The following is a 21,972-nucleotide window of genomic DNA, read 5'->3' as shown; positions in this document are numbered from 1 at the left end:
CATGACAATTTTATTTGCTGATTTGTAATAGATTAATAACATACAGAAATAATATGAGGAATGAGCAATGACAAATTTGGAACGACAACTCAGTCAGTATGCTGCTTACCATTTAGATCGAAATAATATTATGACTCATTTTGTAGGCATTCCTTTAATCGTTTTCTCTATCTTATGTTTAACCGCACGAGCAGGGATCGAAATATCAGGTTATCCTATGACATTGGCAATGCTGCTCATTGTTTTAAGTAGTATTTATTATCTTACACTTGATAAGTTGTTTGGTGCCTTGATGCTGATCTTATTGGTGTTGGCTTATCCTTTAGCTTTAAAAGTTGCGGCTTTATCCATGTGGAGTTGGTTAGGTGCGAGTGTTGGTATTTTTGTTGTAGGCTGGGTCTTTCAGTTTGTAGGACATTATTTTGAAAAGAAAAAACCTGCATTTGTTGATGATCTGATTGGTCTGGCAATTGGTCCATTATTCGTTTTAGCTGAGTTTGTATTCTTACTAGGTTTCCGTAAACCATTACATCAACGTATTTTGAAAGAAGCTGAAAGCAAACGTGCCGCGATGGATATGAAAGTCCAAACTGCATCTTAAGCCCAGATAATTTTAAAAGAGCCGAGATCATTTAGATTTCGGTTTATTTATTGCAATAAATAGATCATTTAAAATGTGCCATCTGCTTGTTATGCTGATTGGTCTTTAACTCAAGATCTATATTTAAAAGCAAATGACAGGACTTTACGAATATTGGTCATTACCACACAAGTTAAGCATTAAATGCCCCTCATGTCAGCACAAAGCGAATTTTGAATTTGCTCGATTTGCCAAGATTCAACTCAAAAAAGACATCGATTATTTTCAGCAGCATCCAGATTTTGAATATCAGCGTTTTCAGGATAGTTGTGGTGGTTATTGGAATGCTGCTTTTTACTATCCTAATTTATCGGTTGATTTGCAGCAGATCCGCGATTTACCTGAGACTTATGATGTACAAAAATGGTCTGTGCCTTACTCTTCAATGAATAAAGGCGGAGTGGTGTGTGAATCTTGTGATTGTCGTCAAAAACATGAACTGAATTGGCCGAATGATGCTTATTATGTGGTGATGTATAGACAACAAGTGCTATGGGCATTTCATCGTGAAGCGGCGATTGATCTCTATGACTATTTAAAAGAAGATTTACGCGATCATAAAAAATATCGCCACTCTTTCTTTTTGTTGCATATCCCGACGATTTTTAAACAGAAGAAGGCTAGAGTGCATGTGACCAAACAATTACAGAAATTATTAAAGAATCAGTAAGATGGGATGACCGATTTTTAATGTCATTTTAGGCGTAGAGTGCAACAAATTCCTTGATGATTTGAACAATCAGTTGAGGTTTTTCTCGATGGGGAACATGCCCACACGCTTCAATCAAATGTAATTCTGCATCCGTATATTTAGCTAATCGTTCAGGTTGCGCTAAGCTGCCATATTCATCATTGTGACCATGAATGGCGAGCAATTTTGTTTGTAATGCTTTGAGGTTATTGTCCAGAGTCCAATTGCGAAATGCAGGTGAAAGCCATGTTTCGGTCCAAGCATCCAAAACCCATTGTGCTTTTTCTGCATGATATTTTTTGAGTTTTTGCAATTGTTCAGGCTGTTGGAACATCTGTTTTGCATCAGAAACGCCATCTAAGGTCTTTTGTTCAATATATGCCTGAGCCGCTTCCGTAATCACTGCAACACATTTGAATGGATATTGTGCTGCAAAGCTGACCGCCATGCCACCACCAACACTATGACCTAGCGCAATCACTTGTGAGATTTCAAGCTGATCTAAAAGTTCAGCAGCAACAAGAGCTTCTTGTTGGATAAAATCGGTAGAGAGTTGTGTGTCGCTTGCATCAGATTGTCCAAAGCCGTGACGATCATAGGCAATAATCATGCGATTGGTTTCGATGCAAAGTTGTTCAGGAAAATCTCGCCATAGTTGCACGCAGCCTAAAGAGTCATGGAATAATAGAATCGGAATTTGTTTACTTGGCTCAGTCTGTTGTGGCTGCCATATCTTTACAAAGAGATTGCCTTCAAGTGATGAGATGTTTTTTTCAACGGTTTCACAGTGTCGCATGGCAAGATAATCCAAATGTATAAATTGAATATCAGAATAGTTAAAAACCATTGTGTAATATAGATATAATCATGACGATAAATAGTCTGATCGTGCCATATTGAAATGAAAAGAGTTGCAATTGTTGCTTATGACGGATGTTGGGCAATGAGCCTGATGATGGTTAAGGATTTTTTTCATGTCGTGGCTTTGTTGGAAGCGCGACAGGGGCAGGTTGCAACATACCAAGTTGAAATTCTAAGTATCGATGGATTAGCGAAACAGAGTGCAAGTGGAACACAGATCGATGTCAATGGGCATATCATGCTAGATCGTATTTATGATTTGGTGATTATTCCTAGTTTTGAGGGGAAGCAGTTAGCAACATTAACATTACAAAGCCATGATTTAGTGCTGTGGATTAGACGTTTAATACAACAGCAGATTGCTATTTTAGCAGTTACAACGGGTGTTTATTTTATTGCAGCAACTAAACTTGCTGATCACATCCTGTTAGCAACCCATTGGGCTTTTATTCGTGAGCTAAATGGTTTATTTCCTAGCTGTTCATTTACTAAAAATCGAAATTATCTATACGCAGGATCGATCTATAGTACAGGGACATTAATGGGTACATTTGATGCTTTACTGGGCATTGTTGCACAGCATAAAGGGGATTATTTTGCACAATTGTGTGCAAGCCATTTATTGATGACCTCACCGCAATTACTAAATCCTGTATTACCGATGTATCGTAATCATTGTGATGAAGCCGTATTGCAAGTACAAGATTGGCTAGATGAACATTGTGCTGAGGAAAACAAGATTGCCGATCTGGCCCAGCAATTTAATTTTAGTGAGCGGAATTTGAAACGGCGTTTTCAATTGGCGACGCAGATTTCTCCCAATCAATATTTGCAACAGGTGAGAGTTGATAAAGCCAAGAAGTTATTATTAACCACAGATATGAAGATTCAGCAAATAGCTTATGAAGTGGGCTATGAAAATGTAAGTTTTTTTATTCGAATATTTAAAAAGGTCACAGCTTGTACACCGACGCAATGGGTCAAATAAATGATTGAATCGTGGTTTGTGATTTACCTAAAGATTTTGATTGATACATGAGCTGATCTGCAGTCTTGGTTGCATCTTCAAGGTTTTCTGGTAATTCGGATAAAATGGCTAAACCCATACTAAAATCAACGCCATATTTTTGATTTAAGCCACTTTCTGCAAATAATGTTCGCAAGTGGTGATCACAAAGATAGGCTTGGGTTTCATCAATATCTAATAAAATAATTGCGAATTCATCACCACCTAAACGGGCAACAATGTCTGAAGAACGACATGATTTTTTGAGAACCTGTGAAAACTGGAGCAGAACCTCATCACCACCATGATGTCCATGAGTGTCATTGACTGCCTTGAAGCCATCAAGGTCAATGATGCCAACTGCAAAACACGTTTGTTTGCGGAAATTCAACTTTCGCAGAATACGGTATTCAATATCAAAGGCGCGGCTATTATCGAGAGAGGTGAGCTGATCTTTCATTGCCAGATTTTTCATTTCCTGCCAGTTTTTACGCACATTGATCAGCAAAAATGCAACAATTGAAAAGAAACCTAAACGAACGAAAGCATTCCAAAGAGGGATAAATGTATTGGAATAATGATGACCAGCATGAATGTCTGCAATCAACCAAGTCATGCCTGACAGCATAATGGTCAGCACAGTGATCTTATATTGGTCGTACCATGCTGCAATTGAAACAGGCAGTAGATAGAACACCGAGAACGAATACTCATAACCTGTTGCCAAGTCAATCATACCAAGCACAGCAGTGATGAGCAGAATCAACAACCGCCGTATCATTGGATTATGTGCGAATAATCGTTCTAATGTTCTTTCCATAGTGTCTTTATGTTGAAATAATTACACGTTAAAACGGAAGTGTAATACATCGCCGTCTTGTACGACATAAGTTTTACCTTCTAAACGCCATTTACCTGCTTCTTTGGCACCGCTTTCACCGTTGTATTGAATGAAGTCATCATAAGCAACACATTCAGCACGGATAAAGCCTTTTTCGAAGTCGGTATGAATCACACCCGCTGCTTGTGGCGCAGTCGCACCGACTTTAACCGTCCAAGCGCGAACTTCTTGTACGCCCGCAGTGAAGTAAGTCTGTAAGCCAAGTAAGCTATAACCTGCACGAATCACCACGTTTAAGCCTGGTTCTTCCATACCCATCGCTTCCAAGAATTCAGCGCGATCTTCATCTTCTAATAATGAAATTTCAGCTTCGATTTGGTTGCAAAGGGGAACAACAATCGCATTTTCTTCAGCAGCCAGTTTTTTTACTGCATCAAGATGTGGGTTATTTTCAAAACCGTCTTCTGCCACGTTGGCAATGTACATAGTTGGTTTAAGCGTCATTAAACCGAAACCGCGTACCGCTTTACGTTCATCATCCGAAAGGTCAGCCGCACGTGCTGGTTTGCCTTCATCGAGTAAAGGTTGAATTTTTTCTAATGCTGCTTTAGTGGCAATCGCATCTTTATCGCCACCTTTTGCCGCTTTAGTTAAACGTAACAAAGCTTTTGCAACAGTATCAAGGTCAGCAAGCGCAAGTTCAGTATTGATGGTTGCGATGTCATCTAATGGGTCAATTTTACCATTTACGTGAATCACGTTTTCATCTTCAAAACAACGAACTACATGAGCAATGGCATCTGTTTCACGGATATTGGCAAGGAATTGGTTACCCAAGCCTTCACCTTTAGATGCACCAGCAACTAAACCTGCGATATCAACAAATTCCATCGTAGTTGGAATAACGCGTTGAGGTTTAACAATCGCTGTAAGTTTATCTAGGCGTGGATCTGGAACAGGGACAATGCCTGTATTCGGTTCAATGGTACAAAACGGAAAGTTTTCAGCTGCAATCGCTGCCTTTGTTAATGCATTGAACAATGTAGATTTACCTACGTTTGGCAGACCAACAATACCGCAATTAAAACCCATGAAACCACTCACAAATGTGTTATTTAAAAATTGCTGATGATTTTACATGAAAGCCATGACAAAGTCAGGTCATGGTTGTAATGAAAACTTGATCTTGCCCAAATTACAGGAGATAGGAAAAAAACGACATTGTAATCATTCATTTTTACTTCTAAAGTAGAGCAAACCTTAGGTTTGATCGAGTAGAAAAATAAATTTGGAGAGTTTATGCGGGTTTTATACCAATTTCCTTTGTCTCATTATTGTGAAAAAGCTCGCTGGTTGTTAGATCATAAGGAATTGGACTATGTGGCACATAATTTAATTCCTGGTTTTCACCGAGCATTTACCTATCTTAAATCTGGGCAATATCTATTGCCGATGTTGAAAGATGATAAACGCTGGGTTGCTGATTCAACACAAATCGCTTTATATCTTGATAGTAGTTATCCTGAACATGCATTATTGAGACGTGATGAACAGTTACGTGAGCAAGCTTTAGAAATTGATAAATTATCGGGTGAGCTGGGTGTGCATGTCCGACGTTGGTCATTGGCGCAAGCGTTATCTGTTGGCGATCATCCACTCGAAATTATGATGGGTGAGCAAGGCTATTTACGCCAGTTTGAAAAAATTTCTAAACCAATTTTAAAGAGTTTAGTTTCTTCAAACTATAAGTTAAATCCTCAGAAAGTCGCAAAATCTAAAGTGAGAATGACTGAGCTGATTACCGACCTCAATCAACGCTTGATTGATAATCAAGGGCGTTATTTGGTTGGCGATCGTCTAGGTTTAGCAGATATAGCAGTTTGTTCAATTCTTGCGCCGTTACTCGTGATTAAGGGTACGCCGTGGGAATTGGAAAATGATGATATTGAACAATTCACGGGTGAATTGAAGGAATATCATGACTATTTATTAGATTTACCGCTTGGACAATATGCACAGCGTATTTATGCGACTGAACGTAATGCACGGGTTGATTGGCGCGGTTTATAAGATTTGTTGATGAATAAAGCCCTGATTGAAAATAATCGGGGCTTTTTTATGCGAAAGAAAAGAGCAAAATAGTCAATAAAGTAAAAAATTATCGGTGAATAAAATTAATTATTAAAAGAAAATTCGTTATAAATAGAAAATATTAGAAATTATTGCCAAATTTACTTTAAAAAAACTAAAAAGAGGGAAATAATTATAAAAAGTCTTTGCTATCTTATGTTTCAGGGTGTGATGGGGATCGAAACGAGTTGTTCACTATTGGGAGATGAGTTGAACAGTTGCTCAAAAGGTCTTGTTTCGGCTTTGAGACAAAGATAAACCAAAAGTTTATCGGAATCATGTTTGCGTTATCCATGCAGCATCGTCAAAAGTTAAACGAATGTTTTCCCTTGACCCTTAAAAATTACTGAGTGAGCAGTTCCGATAGAAGCATAAATTCAGAGTGAGAACTGTAGAATGGAATTGGATCGTTTTGATAAACAAATTCTTGAAATTTTGACCCATGAAGATGTCAATCTAAATGAGCTTTCAGAGCGTATTAATCTTTCGGTGAGTTCGGTGCATCGACGCATTAAAAACCTGATTGAATCCCAAGTGATGGGACAGCTCAAACGAGAAATTAATTTTAATAAGCTCGGTTTTAGTTTACATATACTTTTACAGGTTTCTTTGAGCAAACATGACAGTGAAACCTTTGATAAATTTCTACAAGAAATTGAAGATATTCCTGAAGTCACCAATGCCTTTTTAGTGACAGGGCAGAGCGCCGATTTTATTTTGGAATTGGTGGCTCGTAATATGGATGACTATAGTGAAATTCTATTACGCCGTATTGGTAAAATTGACAGCGTCGTTGCGCTACATTCTAGTTTCGTGATCAAAGAATACAACGTATTTAACTGCTATAAACTGTTAAATAAGTTATAAAAAATGCATCTAAAAAGATGCATTTTTTACTGATCTGAATGAATTAAGCATCAAGTTGCGCTAATACATCTTCAGAGAATTCAACATTGGTATAAACGTTTTGAACATCATCAAGATCTTCAAGCATATCAATCATTTTCATGATTTGTTTGGCTTGATCAATATCATTGATTTCAGCTTTAGTTGATGGGCTCATCACAACTTCAGCATTATCAGATTTTAGACCTGCTGCTGTAAGTGCATCCTGAACATCACCAAAGCTCTCTGGACTGGTGATTACCAAGATACTATCTTCATCGATCTCGATATCATCAGCACCCGCTTCTAAAGCGACTTCCATGATTTTGTCTTCTAAAGAAACATCTTCAAAAGAAATTTCGCCACGTTTTGTGAACAGGTAAGCCACCGAACCGTTGGTTCCCAAGTTACCATTGGTTTTAGAAAAACAATGGCGAACATCTGGGACAGTACGGTTTAAGTTATCAGTCATGGTTTCAACGATAACTGCAACACCACCAACACCATAACCTTCATAGGTTACTTCTTTTAAATCATCATTATCTTCGCCACCAGCACCACGTTGGATCGCACGGTTGATGGTGTCACGTGTCATATTCACAGAAAGTGCTTTTTCAACAACTGCACGTAAACGAGGGTTACTCGCTGCATCTGGGCCGCCCAATCTGGAAGCGGTTACGATTTCACGGATATATTTGGTAAAAACTTTACCGCGACTTGCATCTTGTTTAGCTTTACGATGCTTAATATTGGCCCATTTAGAATGACCCGCCATGGAAGTAACTCCAAAAAATTAAAACTCAAAAAAGTGCGTGAATATTAGCATAGCGATAGTTTTCTTGAAAACCACCGCATTAAGCATTCAAAATTTAAATTCCTGATCATGTATTAAAGATTGATCAGAAAGAATGCAAAAATTAGTTAATCTTTACGTCAATATCGTATTCAGCATAAAGAGCTTTGATTTGTTCCAAATCTTTTTGTAAATCTGTAGGATAAATTTTTCCTAAAATCCCACCTTGTTTTGTACGTGCATTGGCATACATCAAAATAATAGGTACGTTGGCTGCTTTAGCAATATGCCAAAATCCTGTACGAATTGGTTTGCGATCTTCACCATTTTTTGCGCGTGTTGCCTCTGGAGCTATGACTAAATTAAAGCGCTCATTACGCTTAAATAAGTCGACCATTTGCGTCACTATGTCTTTATTTGCTTTACGATCAACAGGAATGCCACCTAGCTTTTCTAAAATAGGTTTAAGAGGACCTTTGAAGAGTTCCTTTTTAATCAATGTATGAACTTTAAGTTCTAAGATTTCAAACAAAGCGAGTGAAAGAATAGTGTCTAGATTTGATGTATGTTTAAATCCAATAATTACTTGTTTCTGTTCCAAAATTGCGGGATCAACTTGATATGTCCAGCCTGCTGCCTTAAAGATTGATTTTCCTAAAAATTTTTTCATGTTTATCATCATAGGCTTTGAGTCGCAGCAGTGTAATACGACTTTTTAGGAAAGCACATATCCGACAAGACCAGATCAAAATAAATTTAGATGTCTTATTAATGATCAAAATAGTGCAATATCATCTTTACTCAAGCTGTAAAGATCATATAGAATCAGCTCAGTTTATGATTTTTAACACTATTTTAGTAATTTGATAAAATCATCTGCTTGTAATTTAAGTTAAATTTAACTAACATCAAGTCGCATTTTTCATATCAAATATATGATTAAAGTTTAGGGCCTATAGCTCAGTTGGTTAGAGCAGCGGACTCATAATCCGTTGGTCGACAGTTCAAGTCTGTCTGGGCCCACCATATAAATCAACCACTTACGTGTACTAATCGTAAGTGGTTTTTTTGTTTTTAGATTCTGGTAAGCAAATGGTAAGCAGATAAAATCAACTTAAACAAACAGTTTCTTTGTATAGTTCTACTAGGTTTTGATCTGTGCTTGGAATGAAGTCTTGAAGTCTTGAAGTTTGGAGTGAACACGGAAATCTGCTTCAGCTTTTGTAGATATCTCTTGGCTTTGTTGCACAAAGATTTCATAACTATATGATTTTAAGAGTTTTGATTATTTTTTGATCCAAAATTAAATTTATTTAAATCAGATGCTTACATATTTGTGCAACAAAGCCGTTGTTCAAACAAGTGGGACCACCTCTGGTCCTTTCGTACGACCTCAACTAAAAAGCCAATGTCTACGAAAAACTTTTAAGGCGATGGATGAGTCGTAACACCATGGCCTTTAAATATGATCGTGTGGGAAATGATTTTTATGTATATGTAGAGAATAATTTTAATGATTAATACCGCTAAAATAGCGGATAATTTAATGCAGATACTTATTTGTCAGTTTGAGTAGATGTGGATGGTGTGAAATTGAAATATAGGGAAGTTGTAAGTGTATTTATGTCGTATATACAAAAAAATGAGAGAGCATTCTTGATTAAAAGAAAGTAAAGCTTGGGTAGCCTTGCTAAGACTGGGCGGAAGTTAAAACCGAGTGAAATCATTTATTAAAGCGTAAAGAAATAGATTTTGAGTATGGGGGAAATGATGAATTTTTGGGTTGCTGGTGCTGATTGGGATGGTGAAGATAAAACACCTGAGTTTATTGAAAAAGGCATTTGGCAGAATGGCTATACAGATAAATATCTGGATCGCGTAAATGCTATTCAAGCAGGGGATCGAATTGCAATAAAAGCAATTTATGGCCAAAAATATAATATGCCGTTTAATAATTACGGTTGTCTTGTAAGCTGCATGAAAGTCAAAGCCATTGGTACCGTAAAGAAAAACTTAAATGATGGACGCACCTTAGAAGTCGAATGGGAGCAACAATTTGAACCTGAAAAAATAATTTACTTTTATACTTATCGTCAAACAATCACCCGTATAAAAAGAAAAGATGTCCAAGACTGTATCTTTTCAGGCCATACTCAGGATTTAACTGAACTTGAAAACCTCTATAAAAAACGATCAGAGAGTAGAAAAGAAAAGCTAACGGATGAATTTATTCTAAAGCAGTTTAAAAATGTTCCGAATTTTAATCACATTGAACAAAATACTGAGCATCGAAAGCTTTTTCTAGAGTTGGCAAGATATATCCATGAAACACCTATGGATTGGTGGGTTGCACCTTCAGAGCGGCCTCCGGTTAGATTCGGTACAAACAATAAATTCAATGGGCGAAATAGTACAGTGAGCTATGTGGCTGCTGTTGGTTTCGATCAAGATGGCACATTCTATATTCCAAATGAAAATGAATCAGAGTTTTCAATAGATGAGTTAGGAACAATTCGATTAACGGCCTCCAAATTAGAAGAACTCAAAAGCATGTCCTTGAACAAAATGGAAACTGATCGAGATCCTTTTGTGGGTTATTGGCCGGAAAACTATAACATTATTGATATAATAGAGACTAACATGAATCCATCAGAACAGATAAAACAGCCCCTAAACCGTATTTTATTTGGTGCAGCGGGTACAGGTAAAACTTACCATACGATTAACCATGCCTTATCCATTATTGAAAACAAACCTCTCGAAATTTTAGAACAAGAAGATCGCACGGCGCAAAAATTACGTTTTGATCAGTACAAAGAACAAGGTCAAATTAAGTTTGTCACTTTCCATCAAAGTTTTAGTTATGAAGATTTTGTGGAAGGGATTCGTGCTGAAACGGATGATAATGGGCAGTTAAGCTATGATGTAAAAGCAGGCGTATTTAAAGAGATTTGTGAAGATGCCCAAATAGAAATTGATGCTAAGCAAAATAATGTATCAGCACCGATTGAAGCAAGCATCAATAGTGCGATTGATCAACTCATTACTCAGGCTAAAACAGAGGAAATGATTTTTCATACTAAACGTGGTGCGGAAATTAAAGTATCAAGTAATTCAGCAGGCACGTTATTCGCTCTTACATCTACAGGAAGTAATATCACTTTATCTATTAGGCATATTCGTAACTATTTGAAGACACAAAGTGACATTATTGTTGATCAAAAAAGTTATGAATGGGCTATCGCTAATTCATTACGTTCAGAAGTTGAATATGCAAAGTCTATTGAAAAGGTAAAACCTTATGTACTCATCATTGATGAAATTAACCGAGGTAACATTTCCCGTATCTTTGGTGAATTGATTACGCTAATTGAAGATTCAAAACGCCAAGGCGCAGACGATGCATTGTCGGTGACACTTCCATATTCTAAAGATGACTTCTCTGTACCTGATAATGTTTACATTATTGGTACCATGAATTCGTCTGACAGATCTTTAACAGGTTTAGATATTGCCTTGCGCCGTCGCTTTACTTTTATCGAAATGCCACCAAAGCCTGAGTTTCTAACTGGCGTTGAGGTTATGGGTTTGGATATTAGAAAGTTATTAGAAGTCATCAATCAGCGTATTGAGGTGTTATTAGACCGAGATCACTGTATTGGGCATGCCAACTTTATGACTTTGCAGAAAGATCCATCTCTTACTAACTTAGCGCAAATATTTAAGCAAAAAATCATTCCTCAGCTTCAAGAGTATTTCTTTGATGATTGGTCTAAGATCAATATGGTGCTCAATGCAAATGGCATGCTGCGATCGAATGGTATAGATAAATCAGTATTATTCCCAAATGTAGCACATGAATCGGAGAGCTATTTTGAGGAGCAGAAAACATGGGAAGTCGTCGATGATGTATTTAATTCAATAGAGAGCTTTACTAAGATTATTAAGCACTAATTGGGGATCGTGATGCCTGATTTTACCGTCCGAGAATATGCCTTCATTAGCATTGCTTATGAAGGCTGTCCTGATCCAACTTTAGACCATGCTTATATATCTGGGAAAGCATTTGAGCATCTATGTGGGCTCTCAGCATCATTTTCAAAGCACGGTGCGAAAGTATTTGAGTTGGCAGGGCGAAAAAAGCTTAAGCTTGATCAATATGTGGGAGTGATAGAAACCCCATGTGGTACACGGATTGAAATCCTCCCTAAACATGTGGAGCTTAATGGCACTGATGATCAAGATATTATTCAGCAAGAACGTAAACTGCTTCAGAAAATGCTGAGTGTTTCACTACATTTACCATATAGAGAAGCAGGAAGTGCCAATTTAAACCGCTTTAAACAACCTTTGCATGAATGGATTATGACGCAGTTCCTTGCGTCGTTTGAGCGTTTGGTACAACGTGGTTTACGTTTTGATTATAACCGTGTGCAAGAGGAACAAAATTTTTTACGTGGACAATTACAGCATGTGAAATATATGCGTCAGCCACTTACAAAGAAACATATCTTTCCGATTGAGCATGATGTTTATGAGGTGAATCGACCTGAAAATAGATTGATACGTACAGCCTTAGAAGTGGTGTGTAAAAAGAGCAAAGACGCAAGTAATTGGAAATTGGCGCAAGAGCTGAGACTCATGACCAATGAGATCCCTCGAAGCCAAAAGATTAAGCAGGATTTTAGACAATGGCAGTCAGGACGTTTACTCGCTTTGTATGCTGAGATTAAACCTTGGACGGAGTTAATCTTAGGTGAATATATGCCTGTATCTACTCAGGGGGAGTGGCGTGGCATGAGTTTACTCTTCCCAATGGAGAAGCTATTTGAGCACTATGTTGCTTATCATCTACGCCGTAACTTACCTGAATATACTGTGAAGACACAGTATGCGACGGAGCATATTTGTCAGCATCAAGAACGTCGTATTTTTAAGCTTAAGCCTGATATTTTCATTGAATGTCTGAATGCAAAACCGATTGTGATGGATACCAAGTGGAAGTTGATTGATCAAAGTGATCGAGCTGGGCGTTATGGTTTGAAAGATAGTGATATTCAGCAAATGTTTGCTTATAGCCACTATTACCTCAAGCATGACAGTGATGTTGTACTTGTCTATCCATATCGGAAGGACAAGTTCACGCAGCCATTGGATGACTTTAAGTTTAGGCTTCCCTCTAGTGCAAAACTACGTGTAGTACCTTTCAATGTAGATGATCCAAAAAACTTCAAAATTATTTAGTCTTTTATCTTGTGAGGTCAGTCACATATTTGTGACTAAAATCTACTTTTTAGCTAGATCAGTCCCAGTTTAGGTATTTTTCGTTTGGCAGAAATAGGCAAGTATTTATGGGTAATGTAGTTTTATTCATTAAGTTCTTTTAGTCTTTGTAAAACCTGTTCCGAAAATGGTAGCCAATAGTTCCAAGATTTATATTTAGGATTATAGGAGCCAATCCCTTCACGTTTCCATTCTTTGAGCATTGCAATGATTTCAGGGTTATATGCGCTATTCACTGAAACCATACCACTCGCAAAATGGCGAACATTAAGATGCATCCCTTTCACTTTAAATTTATAGTCCTGCCAATTCGGACTGGTGTTCTGTAGTTCAGACGTTACGGGTAGAGTGGTTGTGACTTTGTAGGAAGTAGATGTTATTTGTTGCCCAGTGGATTGTTTTTGAGGAAATGGGTAAATCCATTTTCTATTGTCCAGGTTCTCGAGGATTTGCTGTGTGGCTTCTGTACTTGGAATTGCAATATCACTGTTAAGAAGTGGTGATAAATCGATTTCAATACATTTTGATTTAAATGCCTCAATGCGTTTTAGTTTTTCAGCATCAATAAAATGAGTGACTGCGATCTCAATTAAAATAGGTTCGCCATCAAAATAACCAATAAGGTCAGGGCGAATTAAACCGAGAGAAAATTCAGGTAATAATTTTTCGAAGGTCCACCATGCAGCTTCACTATCTGAATCAGGTAGGGCAGGAAGCATAAGTCCCATAGATTCAAGAATAACTTCTTTGGCATATTTATGGAGTACAGATTCAGGGTTAATCGTACAGCTTTCTTTATTGCTTGCGTGGGCAAAATGATGTTCTTTAATTTCCCCTTTACGAGCGATCACAGCTTCACCACATTCAAAGCAAGTGCATTGGCATGCGAGTCCACGTTCAACCTGCTCAATATTAACCAATTTACAGAAGTACGCGACAAATTAAAATTACCGCTGATGGTGAGCGTCTGGCAAAGCAAGCACGTCTTGCGGTGGAATCGATCGATGCTTTGCTTGTAAAAGACACCAAGGAAAAACGAGATGAAATGCGTGGGACTGTCCGTCTTACTGTGTCGTCTGTCTTAGGGCGTAAATTGGTAATACCTGCACTAGCAGAATTTGCCACACGTTATCCAGATATTGTCGTGGATTGTGTGCTCACAGATTCACACTCGGATGTGATCGATGAGCGGATAGATATCGGGATCAGATTTGGATTTTTGCCGGACAATCGATATGTGGCAAGGGAATTAGCGAAAGTGAACTTTTATTCTGTGGGTACGCCAGAGTTAATTGATAAGGTAGGAATGCCTAAAAAAATTATTGACCTAGATAAATACCCTCTAACAGCACTAGTCGATCATAAAACAGGGCGTTACTGGCCATGGACATTCACCGAAAGTCGAAGCTTCACGCCATCAAAGCCCCGTTTTATTACAGATGATCTAGAAGCTGAATTTCAAGCTATTCTCGCTGGCGTTGGATTCGGACACATGCCTGGATTTCTAGTTTTGCCGTGGCTTAGGAGTGGTAAGCTCATTCAGATACTTCATGAGGAAACCTCTCCTGTTTGGCGCCTGTATTTATATCGTCCACAGCGGGGCCCGACACCTTTGCGAATCCGAGCATTGTTTGATTACTTAGTGGAAGTGCTGGGCCATATAGAAACCTGAATCAGATAAGACCATCATGTATCTAGAGTAACTACAATTTTTCCTATTTGCTGATTTGATTCAAGATAGCGCTGAGCGTCATGCATGTCCTCAAAGTTAAAGCAACAGTCGATCACTGGACGAAGATATCCTGCACCTATACTGCTAAGAATAAATCGTCTGGCTTGCTCCCTTAAAACAGGGTCATGGAGAACCTCAAGGAACAAAAAACCTCGCATGGTTAAGCTCTTGCGTAATGCAACTTTAAGGGGAAATGGTGTGATCTCAGGGCTAAGTGCACCATGCATAACCATAGTTCCTCCTACAGACATCGCTTTTGCAATCTGTTCAATATGTGGCCCTCCTACAGCATCGAAGGCGACATCAAGATGTTCTCCACCTAAACGTAAAACAAGCGCCTCATACAAATCTGGTTCATCTTCAGTGGCTATAACATTTTTAACACCGAGATCCAGTAAACGTTGCTTTTTCTCTATCGTCTGTGTACTTGCAATGACCTTAGCACCCGCTGCTTCAGCTATCTGTATCGCAGCTAGTCCTACGCTACTTGAAGCTGCTGTGATCAAGATCGTTTTTCCTTTCGAAAGTCCACCAGCATGGATTACACCACCCCAAGCCGTCAAATACTGCATCCAGATTGAAGAAGCTTCTTGCCAGCTTAAACTATCGGGTTTGTGAACTAAAAAATTTTCTGGAATCAGAAGCTTGTCCGCATATGTCCCATATTTGGCTAGATTGTCAGTCGGAAGAATTGATACTGCATCTCCTGGAGAAAATTGGCGTACACCTTCACCTATCGCAAGAACTATGCCTGCTCCCTCATATCCCAGACGAGAAGGGAATACTGCCTTTTGAATATAAGTACCACGCCGAAACATTACATCAGCCCGGTTGAGTCCGATCGTTTTCATCTGGATTAGAACTTCTCCTGCTGCTGGTAAAGCAACAGGAAGTGTTTCTAATGTCAGAACATCTGTATCTCCAATACTATTGAAGCGCCAAGTCTTGGCCTGAAGTGCGTTAAATGACATCAATCACGACCTTAATATTGGCAGAGCGATCTTGAACAGCATCATGAGCCTCAATCGCTTGGTCTAGAGTAAAATGACGAGGATCAACAATAGGACGCAGTTTACCTTCCTCAACGAGACGAGTCGCGATCTTAAGGATATCACCATGATGAGCACGACGATTGCCTGTTAACATCGGCATTAGGACGAATACGCCAGACAGTGTGGCACACCGTAGAGATGAACTCGCTAAATTATGATTACCAAATGCAGCACAGCTGGTAATGTGGCCATAGTGAGTTGTCATGGAAAGTGAAGCATCGAGTACTGGACCACCCACAGTGTCGTAAACAATGTTAAAACCTTGACCCTCAGGGCTTGCAGCAATAATGTCATCGGAAGATGCTGTTGTGTAATCGAGAGGTGTTGCACCGAGTTCTGAAATCAGTGATTGATCAGCTGTACGACCAGTCGCCCAAACATTTGCATCAAGTGCTTTTGCAAGCTGAACCACCATATAACCAACGCCACCAGCACCACCTTGAACCAGTACAGTTTGCCCTGGTTGGACTTTCGCATTATCCACTAAACCTTCCCAAGCGGTGAGGAACGTCAATGGTAGTACTGCTGCCTCGCGCATAGAGATATTGCGTGGCTTTAATGCGATCAGATCAGCATCTGCTACAACATATTCTGCTAAAGATCCTTGAAGACCACGAACGCCACCAATCAGACCGTAAACTTCATCTCCGACGTTGAAGTCGGTGACACCTTCACCAACAGCAGTGACAACCCCAGCCATATCTGTTCCCAACACGGCAGGAAGCTCTGGCATAGCATATGGTGCTTCACCAAGACGAATTTTATAATCAATAGGGTTTACACCACTCGCATGAATACGTACTAGAACTTGCCCAGCCTCAGGTTGAGGTATAGGGAGTTCTACACGTTTAAATTCATGATCACCAAAATTTTCTAGGATAAGAGCATTCATCATCTTATTCATAGTTGTTCCTTATTCTTAACTGGGGGATGATATGCACAGTACCAAAGTCAAATAATCCAATAAATGATATTTATAGGATTTTATAATTCCTAAATAATGAATAATAAATATCATCTGCTCACTAAAAATATTCTAGTACAGTCTGTAAAGGCAGTTTAATCTAATAGGACTTACGCATTGACGGATTCAAAAAAGTATTAAAATAGTTTATAAAGTATCTGTGATCAGACGAACTAAACATGCTTCTACAGCAACTTGTACATTACCCATTTATATGGGCTTTCTCATGACAGAACCGAACTCTATTAGCTGCACACAACTTGCCGAGACTTATAATATCTCGCATGATAGTGTAAATCGCTTTCTGGAGCGTGAAGACTACACACCTCACGACCTATATCAAGAAGCAATTCAACATATTGATAATAATAAACTTATAGTCAGTATTGATGATACTGTTTTAGATAAACCATATAGTCAACATATGGACTTGGTTAGCTATTTTTGGTCAGGCAAACACCACCGATCCGTCAAGGGGATTAATCTCATTACCCTGTATGCGACAGATCAGAATGGTCAAAATATTCCAATTAATTTCCGAATTTATGACAAATCTGAGGGTAAAACCAAGAATGATTACTTTATGGATATGTTAAGTGAAGTACTTAGTTGGGGTGCAAAGATTCAATTTATTACAGGTGATAGTTGGTATTCATCGACTGGAAATCTAAAAACCATAAGAAAATATGGTATTCGATTTATGTTTGGTATCGACTGTAACCGTAAGGTTTCCCCAGAAAAAGGACAATGGTTTCAACTGCGTTTATTGCCAGATTTTCATCAGGGTCAAGTGGTCTGGCTCAAAGATTTTGGCTTTGTACAATTATTTAAGACTCAGTTAAAAGAACAGCAGAGGTTTTATATTGTGCATCAAGATGAAGATGATTTATTGTCCTTTGAGGGTTTTCATGAATTACATTCAAGTCATTGGAAAATAGAGCAATATCACCGAGTGATTAAACAGGTTTGTCATATTGAAAAGTTTCAAGTAAGACGATCTAAACTGATTTTGAATCATATTTTTGCAGCCTTGATGGCCTACGTCGAGATACAAAAGAACCAGTTTGAGCGGATCTTTGAAAATGTATATCGTTGGCAGAAGAAATTATTTAGACCAATCATCAAAGACTTCATTGATGACTTTATTCTCGATAAAAATCATCTCCTACCACAGAGAATCTATAAATAATAGTGCGTAAGTCCTATCTAAACTGTCTGTAGTATTTTCAAGGCTTGAAATGTTCAAAATATCTACAAAGTGGCTAAAAGTTGGAAACATAATTCTAAAAGGTCCCAGCATTACAAAGAACATGAGCCAAAATAAAAATGGGAGCTAAAAGCCCCATTTTTTTTGTGACTTTCGCATAAGCTCTATGATGTTAATTTAAAAAAACTAAAAACAGGGATAGAAAATTTACGCTAAAGATCTTTTTGATTTTCGATTTATAAAAAATATTGCTTTTTTTATACTATGGGGTACTATAGTATAAAAGCTAGCAAATAAGGAGGTCTGATGCCTAATCAGGTTGAAGACAAAAAAAAGATTCTTCTACGCGTCAGAAGGATCAAAGGTCAGACGCAAGCGATTGAAAAAGCGTTAGAAGACAATGTGGAATGTGGTGCAATTCTGCAACAAATATGCTCTGTGCGTGGTGCTATTAATGGTTTAATGAATGAAATGCTGGAGGTTCATTTAAAGGACACTTTAGTATCAGGTGAAACCACAGAACAACAACGAAAAGAAGAACTGGCTGAAATCGCCAAGATTCTAAAATCATATTTAAAATAGAGCTGTATAAGGAGTTATTCCATGAAGTCACGTGCTGCTGTTGCGTTTGGTCCTGGTCAACCTCTTCAAATTGTTGAAGTTGATGTTGCACCACCGAAGAAAGGTGAAGTATTAATCAAGATCTCCCATACTGGTGTGTGTCATACAGACGCATTTACTTTGTCTGGCGATGATCCTGAAGGCGTTTTTCCGGCTATTCTCGGGCATGAAGGTGCTGGTGTTGTCGTTGAGGTGGGTGAAGGCGTGACTAGCGTCAAACCAGGTGATCATGTAATTCCACTTTACACCGCTGAATGTGGCGAGTGCCTATTCTGTAAATCTGGAAAATCGAACTTGTGTATTTCCGTTCGCGAAACTCAAGGTAGAGGCGTAATGCCAGATGGCACCACTCGTTTTTCTTACAATGGTCAACCGATTTACCACTATATGGGCTGCTCAACGTTCAGTGAATATACGGTAGTGGCAGAAGTATCATTGGCTAAAATCAATCCTGAAGCCAATCACGAACATGTCTGCTTACTGGGTTGTGGGGTAACAACGGGTATCGGTGCAGTACATAACACGGCTAAAGTACAAGAAGGTGATAGTGTTGCGGTCTTTGGTTTAGGTGGTATTGGTCTGGCAGTCGTACAAGCCGCACGTCAAGCTAAAGCAGGGCGTATTATTGTGGTTGACATGAATCCAGATAAATTTGCGCTGGCAAAAGAATTTGGTGCAACGGATTTCTTAAACCCTAAAGACTACGATAAACCAATCCAGCAAGTCATTGTCGAAATGACTGGTTGGGGTGTAGATCATTCATTTGAATGTATTGGTAACGTGAATGTGATGCGTGCAGCCCTTGAAAGTGCACACCGTGGCTGGGGACAATCCGTAATTATTGGTGTAGCTGGCGCAGGTCAAGAAATCTCTACTCGTCCATTCCAACTGGTTACTGGTCGTAAATGGCTAGGTTCTGCCTTTGGTGGCGTAAAAGGTCGTACGCAACTTCCAGGAATGGTTGAAGATGCCATGAAAGGTAAAATTCAATTAGAACCATTTGTGACACATACGATGGGCTTGGATCAGATCAATGAAGCCTTTGATCTAATGCATGAAGGTAAGTCAATTCGTACTGTAATTCATTACGAATAATTCCGTCAGACCTTATAGTTTTCCATGCATGTGCATCATGAATGACATGCATGGAATCCTCTAAAACGGTACATCATCTGTAAAACAGATTTATCTGTGTAGGCATCGTGTATAGGTTCAATAAACCTGCCTACATTTTAAATCTTTATCACTATTCTCTGTGGAGAATGTAAGACTCTTTGTTTACTTGATTTCTCATGAAGTCTTGCTCAACATAGGTAATTGATTATGGAAATAATTGAGAAACATGCTTCTTTTGGTGGATCGCAAGAAGTGTATCGCCATCAGTCAACAGCATTAAACTGTTCAATGAAATTCTCAATATATCTGCCACCTCATGACAAAGATGAACGGTTGCCAGTTTTATATTGGTTATCAGGGCTGACTTGCAACGAACAGAACTTTATTACTAAAGCCGGAGCACAAAAGTATGCGGCTGAACATAAAGTCATTATTGTTGCACCAGATACCAGCCCACGTGGAGAGGATGTACCAGATCATGCAGATTATGATTTAGGCCAAGGCGCAGGATTCTATGTGAATGCAACACAAGCACCCTGGTCACAGCATTTCAAAATGTATGATTATATTGTGGAGGAGCTCAGAAATCTGATTGACCTAAATTTTCCGACCAATCAAGTCCAAAGTATTATGGGGCATAGCATGGGTGGTCATGGTGCATTAGTCATTGGGTTAAAAAATCCTGAGCTGTATAAAAGTATTTCTGCTTTTGCACCGATTGTTGCACCTAGCCAAGTACCTTGGGGGAAAAAGGCTTTCACACACTACCTAGGTGAAACCGAAACTTTATGGAAAAGCTATGATGCGATTGAATTAATCAAAAACGCTGAAGTTCATTTACCTATTTTAGTCGATCAGGGAACAGCTGATGATTTTCTTGAAGAACAGTTAAGACCTAAGCTTCTTAGTAATATTTGTTTGGAACAACAATATCCTCTTACACTTAACCTAAGAGAAGGGTATGACCATAGCTATTACTTCATTGCGAGCTTTATAGAGAAACATATAGAGTTTCACAGTAAATTCCTAGCTAAATAACTTTGATATGAGGATGTACAATGTTGTTCTTAAATGCTTCTTGAGCAATATAACTTCCAAATGAAGAGGTCAGCTTATAAATATAAGGTAGAGTCAATTGATCCTTATATAACTAAGATTGAATTTAATCATCTCATATCTTAATTGTACTGATTCAAATGTTAATGATATTAACTTGAATAAATTCATAGCATTATGTCGAAATGCACATCTAAATTTTGGCTCTGCTATGGAAAATTGTTTTAACCTTTGTACAACAAAACTTTCTGACATGCATACATTAGCAATATCAGAATCGTTTTAATTCTAATCAATTGTGGAGTTTTAGTCATGCTTAAAACAGCTTTATATGTCCGTCTTGAAGCTAAACCAGGTAAAGAAGACGAAGTGGAAGCTTTCCTTAAAGGCGGTTTACCAATTGTCATGGAAGAACCTGCGACAGTTGCCTGGTTTGGCCTACGTCTTGGACCTACAACATTTGGTATTTTTGATGCATTCCCTGATGAGGAAGGTCGCCAAGCACATTTATCTGGCAAGGTTGCAGCTGCGTTGATGGCTCAGGCCGAAGAGCTATTTTCAGAGCCACCGTCAATTGAAAAAGTAGATGTTTTGGCGAGTAAACTACCAGCTTAAACCGACGCTTAAATGTATGAGTGTGCTGCCTGAAATTTTGAATGAAAGGCAGCACTTCAACCCTGTGAGGTTTGTCAGAGGCTTTTTATTCAAGTTGGGCTACTTTATTTAATGGCTTAATCTCACCATTTACTTGGGTCAATATCCAAAACAGGGTAAATAAACGAATATAACTATTTACATGCTTTATATTGAACCAATCTATCTAATTTACTGTCACATTTGTACCTCTGCTAAACCGTGTCAATCTGCTTTTAAAATATTTAATCATCGCTATTTTGTATGAGCCATTCACTGTTTTAGCCAGTGCGTTCACGACCATGTCAGTAGTCATACGTGTTGATACCTTCCATCCAACAATCGCTCGTGAAAATACATCAATAATAAAAGTGGTATAGAACAAGCCTGAATGTGTTTAACCATCACTAAAGTCGCCAAGCTGAAATAATTTTAAAAAAATAGACGACTGGTCTATTTTT

The 21,972-nt window shown here is 38.4% G+C and carries 20 protein-coding genes, 1 tRNA gene and 1 pseudogene; 14 read left to right on the top strand and 8 right to left on the bottom strand.

From position 1 onward, the window contains the following. Positions 1-67: 67 nt before the first annotated feature. Positions 68-601, top strand: coding sequence for an Mpo1 family 2-hydroxy fatty acid dioxygenase (locus F908_RS08830; protein ID WP_005160609.1), 534 nt, complete (start codon positions 68-70; stop codon positions 599-601). A gap of 133 nt (positions 602-734) precedes the next feature. Further along, positions 735-1,310: a hypothetical protein gene (locus F908_RS08825; RefSeq protein WP_005160608.1), complete on the top strand. Its 576-nt coding sequence runs from the start codon at positions 735-737 to the stop codon at positions 1,308-1,310. Between the two features lie 28 nt (positions 1,311-1,338). Here the strand turns inward: F908_RS08825 and F908_RS08820 are convergent, their stop codons facing one another. After that, the gene (locus F908_RS08820) at positions 1,339-2,127 is read right to left on the bottom strand and encodes an alpha/beta fold hydrolase (RefSeq protein WP_005160607.1); all 789 of its coding nucleotides are present in this window, start codon (positions 2,125-2,127) and stop codon (positions 1,339-1,341) included. Positions 2,128-2,274: 147 nt separating this feature from the next. Between F908_RS08820 and F908_RS08815 the strand changes: the two genes are divergently transcribed. Continuing rightward, positions 2,275-3,180, top strand: a complete 906-nt coding sequence (locus F908_RS08815) for a GlxA family transcriptional regulator (protein WP_005160606.1) — start codon at positions 2,275-2,277, stop codon at positions 3,178-3,180. On the opposite strand, the gene F908_RS08810 is transcribed toward F908_RS08815, so the two are convergent. After that, positions 3,173-4,018: a GGDEF domain-containing protein gene (locus F908_RS08810; RefSeq protein ID WP_005160605.1), complete on the bottom strand. Its 846-nt coding sequence runs from the start codon at positions 4,016-4,018 to the stop codon at positions 3,173-3,175. The two genes, F908_RS08815 and F908_RS08810, sit on opposite strands and share 8 nt — an antisense overlap. 21 nt (positions 4,019-4,039) lie before the next feature. Then, complete coding sequence (ychF, locus tag F908_RS08805) at positions 4,040-5,131, bottom strand: redox-regulated ATPase YchF (RefSeq protein WP_004661588.1); 1,092 nt, start codon at positions 5,129-5,131, stop codon at positions 4,040-4,042. Between the two features lie 207 nt (positions 5,132-5,338). Here ychF and F908_RS08800 point away from each other — a divergent pair, with 207 nt between their 5' ends. Both F908_RS08800 and F908_RS08795 read left to right on the top strand, forming a co-directional pair. Beyond that, complete coding sequence (locus F908_RS08800; protein WP_005160604.1) at positions 5,339-6,109, top strand: glutathione S-transferase family protein; 771 nt, start codon at positions 5,339-5,341, stop codon at positions 6,107-6,109. Positions 6,110-6,565: 456 nt separating this feature from the next. Next, positions 6,566-7,036, top strand: a complete 471-nt coding sequence (locus F908_RS08795) for an Lrp/AsnC family transcriptional regulator (protein WP_004661600.1) — start codon at positions 6,566-6,568, stop codon at positions 7,034-7,036. A gap of 43 nt (positions 7,037-7,079) precedes the next feature. Here the strand turns inward: F908_RS08795 and F908_RS08790 are convergent, their stop codons facing one another. After that, a complete protein-coding gene (locus F908_RS08790) occupies positions 7,080-7,829 on the bottom strand; it encodes a YebC/PmpR family DNA-binding transcriptional regulator (protein ID WP_005160602.1) in 750 nt (249 codons plus the stop codon). A gap of 142 nt (positions 7,830-7,971) precedes the next feature. Continuing rightward, the gene (locus tag F908_RS08785) at positions 7,972-8,529 is read right to left on the bottom strand and encodes a 1-acyl-sn-glycerol-3-phosphate acyltransferase (RefSeq protein WP_034602702.1); all 558 of its coding nucleotides are present in this window, start codon (positions 8,527-8,529) and stop codon (positions 7,972-7,974) included. A gap of 267 nt (positions 8,530-8,796) precedes the next feature. Here F908_RS08785 and F908_RS08780 point away from each other — a divergent pair. From F908_RS08780 to F908_RS08770, 3 genes are all read left to right on the top strand, one after another. Then, positions 8,797-8,873, top strand: a tRNA-Ile gene (locus F908_RS08780). Positions 8,874-9,614: 741 nt separating this feature from the next. Then, positions 9,615-11,801 (top strand): McrB family protein, encoded by a 2,187-nt coding sequence (locus F908_RS16285; RefSeq protein WP_005160599.1) that lies wholly within the window; start codon positions 9,615-9,617, stop codon positions 11,799-11,801. A 12-nt stretch (positions 11,802-11,813) separates the two neighbouring features. Next, a complete protein-coding gene (locus F908_RS08770) occupies positions 11,814-13,091 on the top strand; it encodes an McrC family protein (protein WP_005160597.1) in 1,278 nt (425 codons plus the stop codon). 122 nt (positions 13,092-13,213) lie between these two features. On the opposite strand, the gene F908_RS08765 is transcribed toward F908_RS08770, so the two are convergent. Continuing rightward, positions 13,214-14,050, bottom strand: a complete 837-nt coding sequence (locus F908_RS08765; RefSeq protein ID WP_005160595.1) for a competence protein CoiA family protein — start codon at positions 14,048-14,050, stop codon at positions 13,214-13,216. A 2-nt stretch (positions 14,051-14,052) separates the two neighbouring features. On the opposite strand from F908_RS08765, the pseudogene F908_RS08760 reads away from it, so the two are divergent. Further along, positions 14,053-14,802 (top strand): annotated as a pseudogene (locus F908_RS08760) (substrate binding domain-containing protein); the annotation flags it as partial. A gap of 14 nt (positions 14,803-14,816) precedes the next feature. On the opposite strand, the gene F908_RS08755 reads toward F908_RS08760, so the two are convergent. Further along, positions 14,817-15,833: a zinc-dependent alcohol dehydrogenase family protein gene (locus F908_RS08755; RefSeq protein WP_005160578.1), complete on the bottom strand. Its 1,017-nt coding sequence runs from the start codon at positions 15,831-15,833 to the stop codon at positions 14,817-14,819. Continuing rightward, on the bottom strand, positions 15,823-16,818 hold the full coding sequence (locus F908_RS08750; protein WP_005160565.1) for a zinc-dependent alcohol dehydrogenase family protein: 996 nt from the start codon (positions 16,816-16,818) through the stop codon (positions 15,823-15,825). Before F908_RS08750 ends, F908_RS08755 begins: the two co-directional genes overlap by 11 nt. A 220-nt stretch (positions 16,819-17,038) precedes the next feature. Here F908_RS08750 and F908_RS08745 point away from each other — a divergent pair, with 220 nt between their 5' ends. From F908_RS08745 to F908_RS08725, 5 genes are all read left to right on the top strand, one after another. Beyond that, the gene (locus tag F908_RS08745; RefSeq protein WP_081399852.1) at positions 17,039-18,067 is read left to right on the top strand and encodes an IS701 family transposase; all 1,029 of its coding nucleotides are present in this window, start codon (positions 17,039-17,041) and stop codon (positions 18,065-18,067) included. 324 nt (positions 18,068-18,391) lie between these two features. Then, entirely contained in the window at positions 18,392-18,667 is a 276-nt protein-coding gene (locus tag F908_RS08740; protein WP_001133625.1) for a metal/formaldehyde-sensitive transcriptional repressor, read from the top strand. A 21-nt stretch (positions 18,668-18,688) separates the two neighbouring features. Then, entirely contained in the window at positions 18,689-19,801 is a 1,113-nt protein-coding gene (locus F908_RS08735; protein ID WP_004682263.1) for an S-(hydroxymethyl)glutathione dehydrogenase/class III alcohol dehydrogenase, read from the top strand. Positions 19,802-20,029: 228 nt separating this feature from the next. After that, entirely contained in the window at positions 20,030-20,860 is an 831-nt protein-coding gene (gene fghA, locus F908_RS08730; protein WP_005160561.1) for an S-formylglutathione hydrolase, read from the top strand. A gap of 330 nt (positions 20,861-21,190) precedes the next feature. Next, a complete protein-coding gene (locus tag F908_RS08725; RefSeq protein ID WP_005160558.1) occupies positions 21,191-21,493 on the top strand; it encodes a putative quinol monooxygenase in 303 nt (100 codons plus the stop codon). The last annotated feature ends 479 nt before the right edge of the window (positions 21,494-21,972 follow it).

Source organism: Acinetobacter sp. NIPH 284 (assembly GCF_000369425.1).
Taxonomy (GTDB): domain Bacteria; phylum Pseudomonadota; class Gammaproteobacteria; order Pseudomonadales; family Moraxellaceae; genus Acinetobacter.
This window is presented reverse-complemented; position numbering and strand designations above follow the sequence as displayed.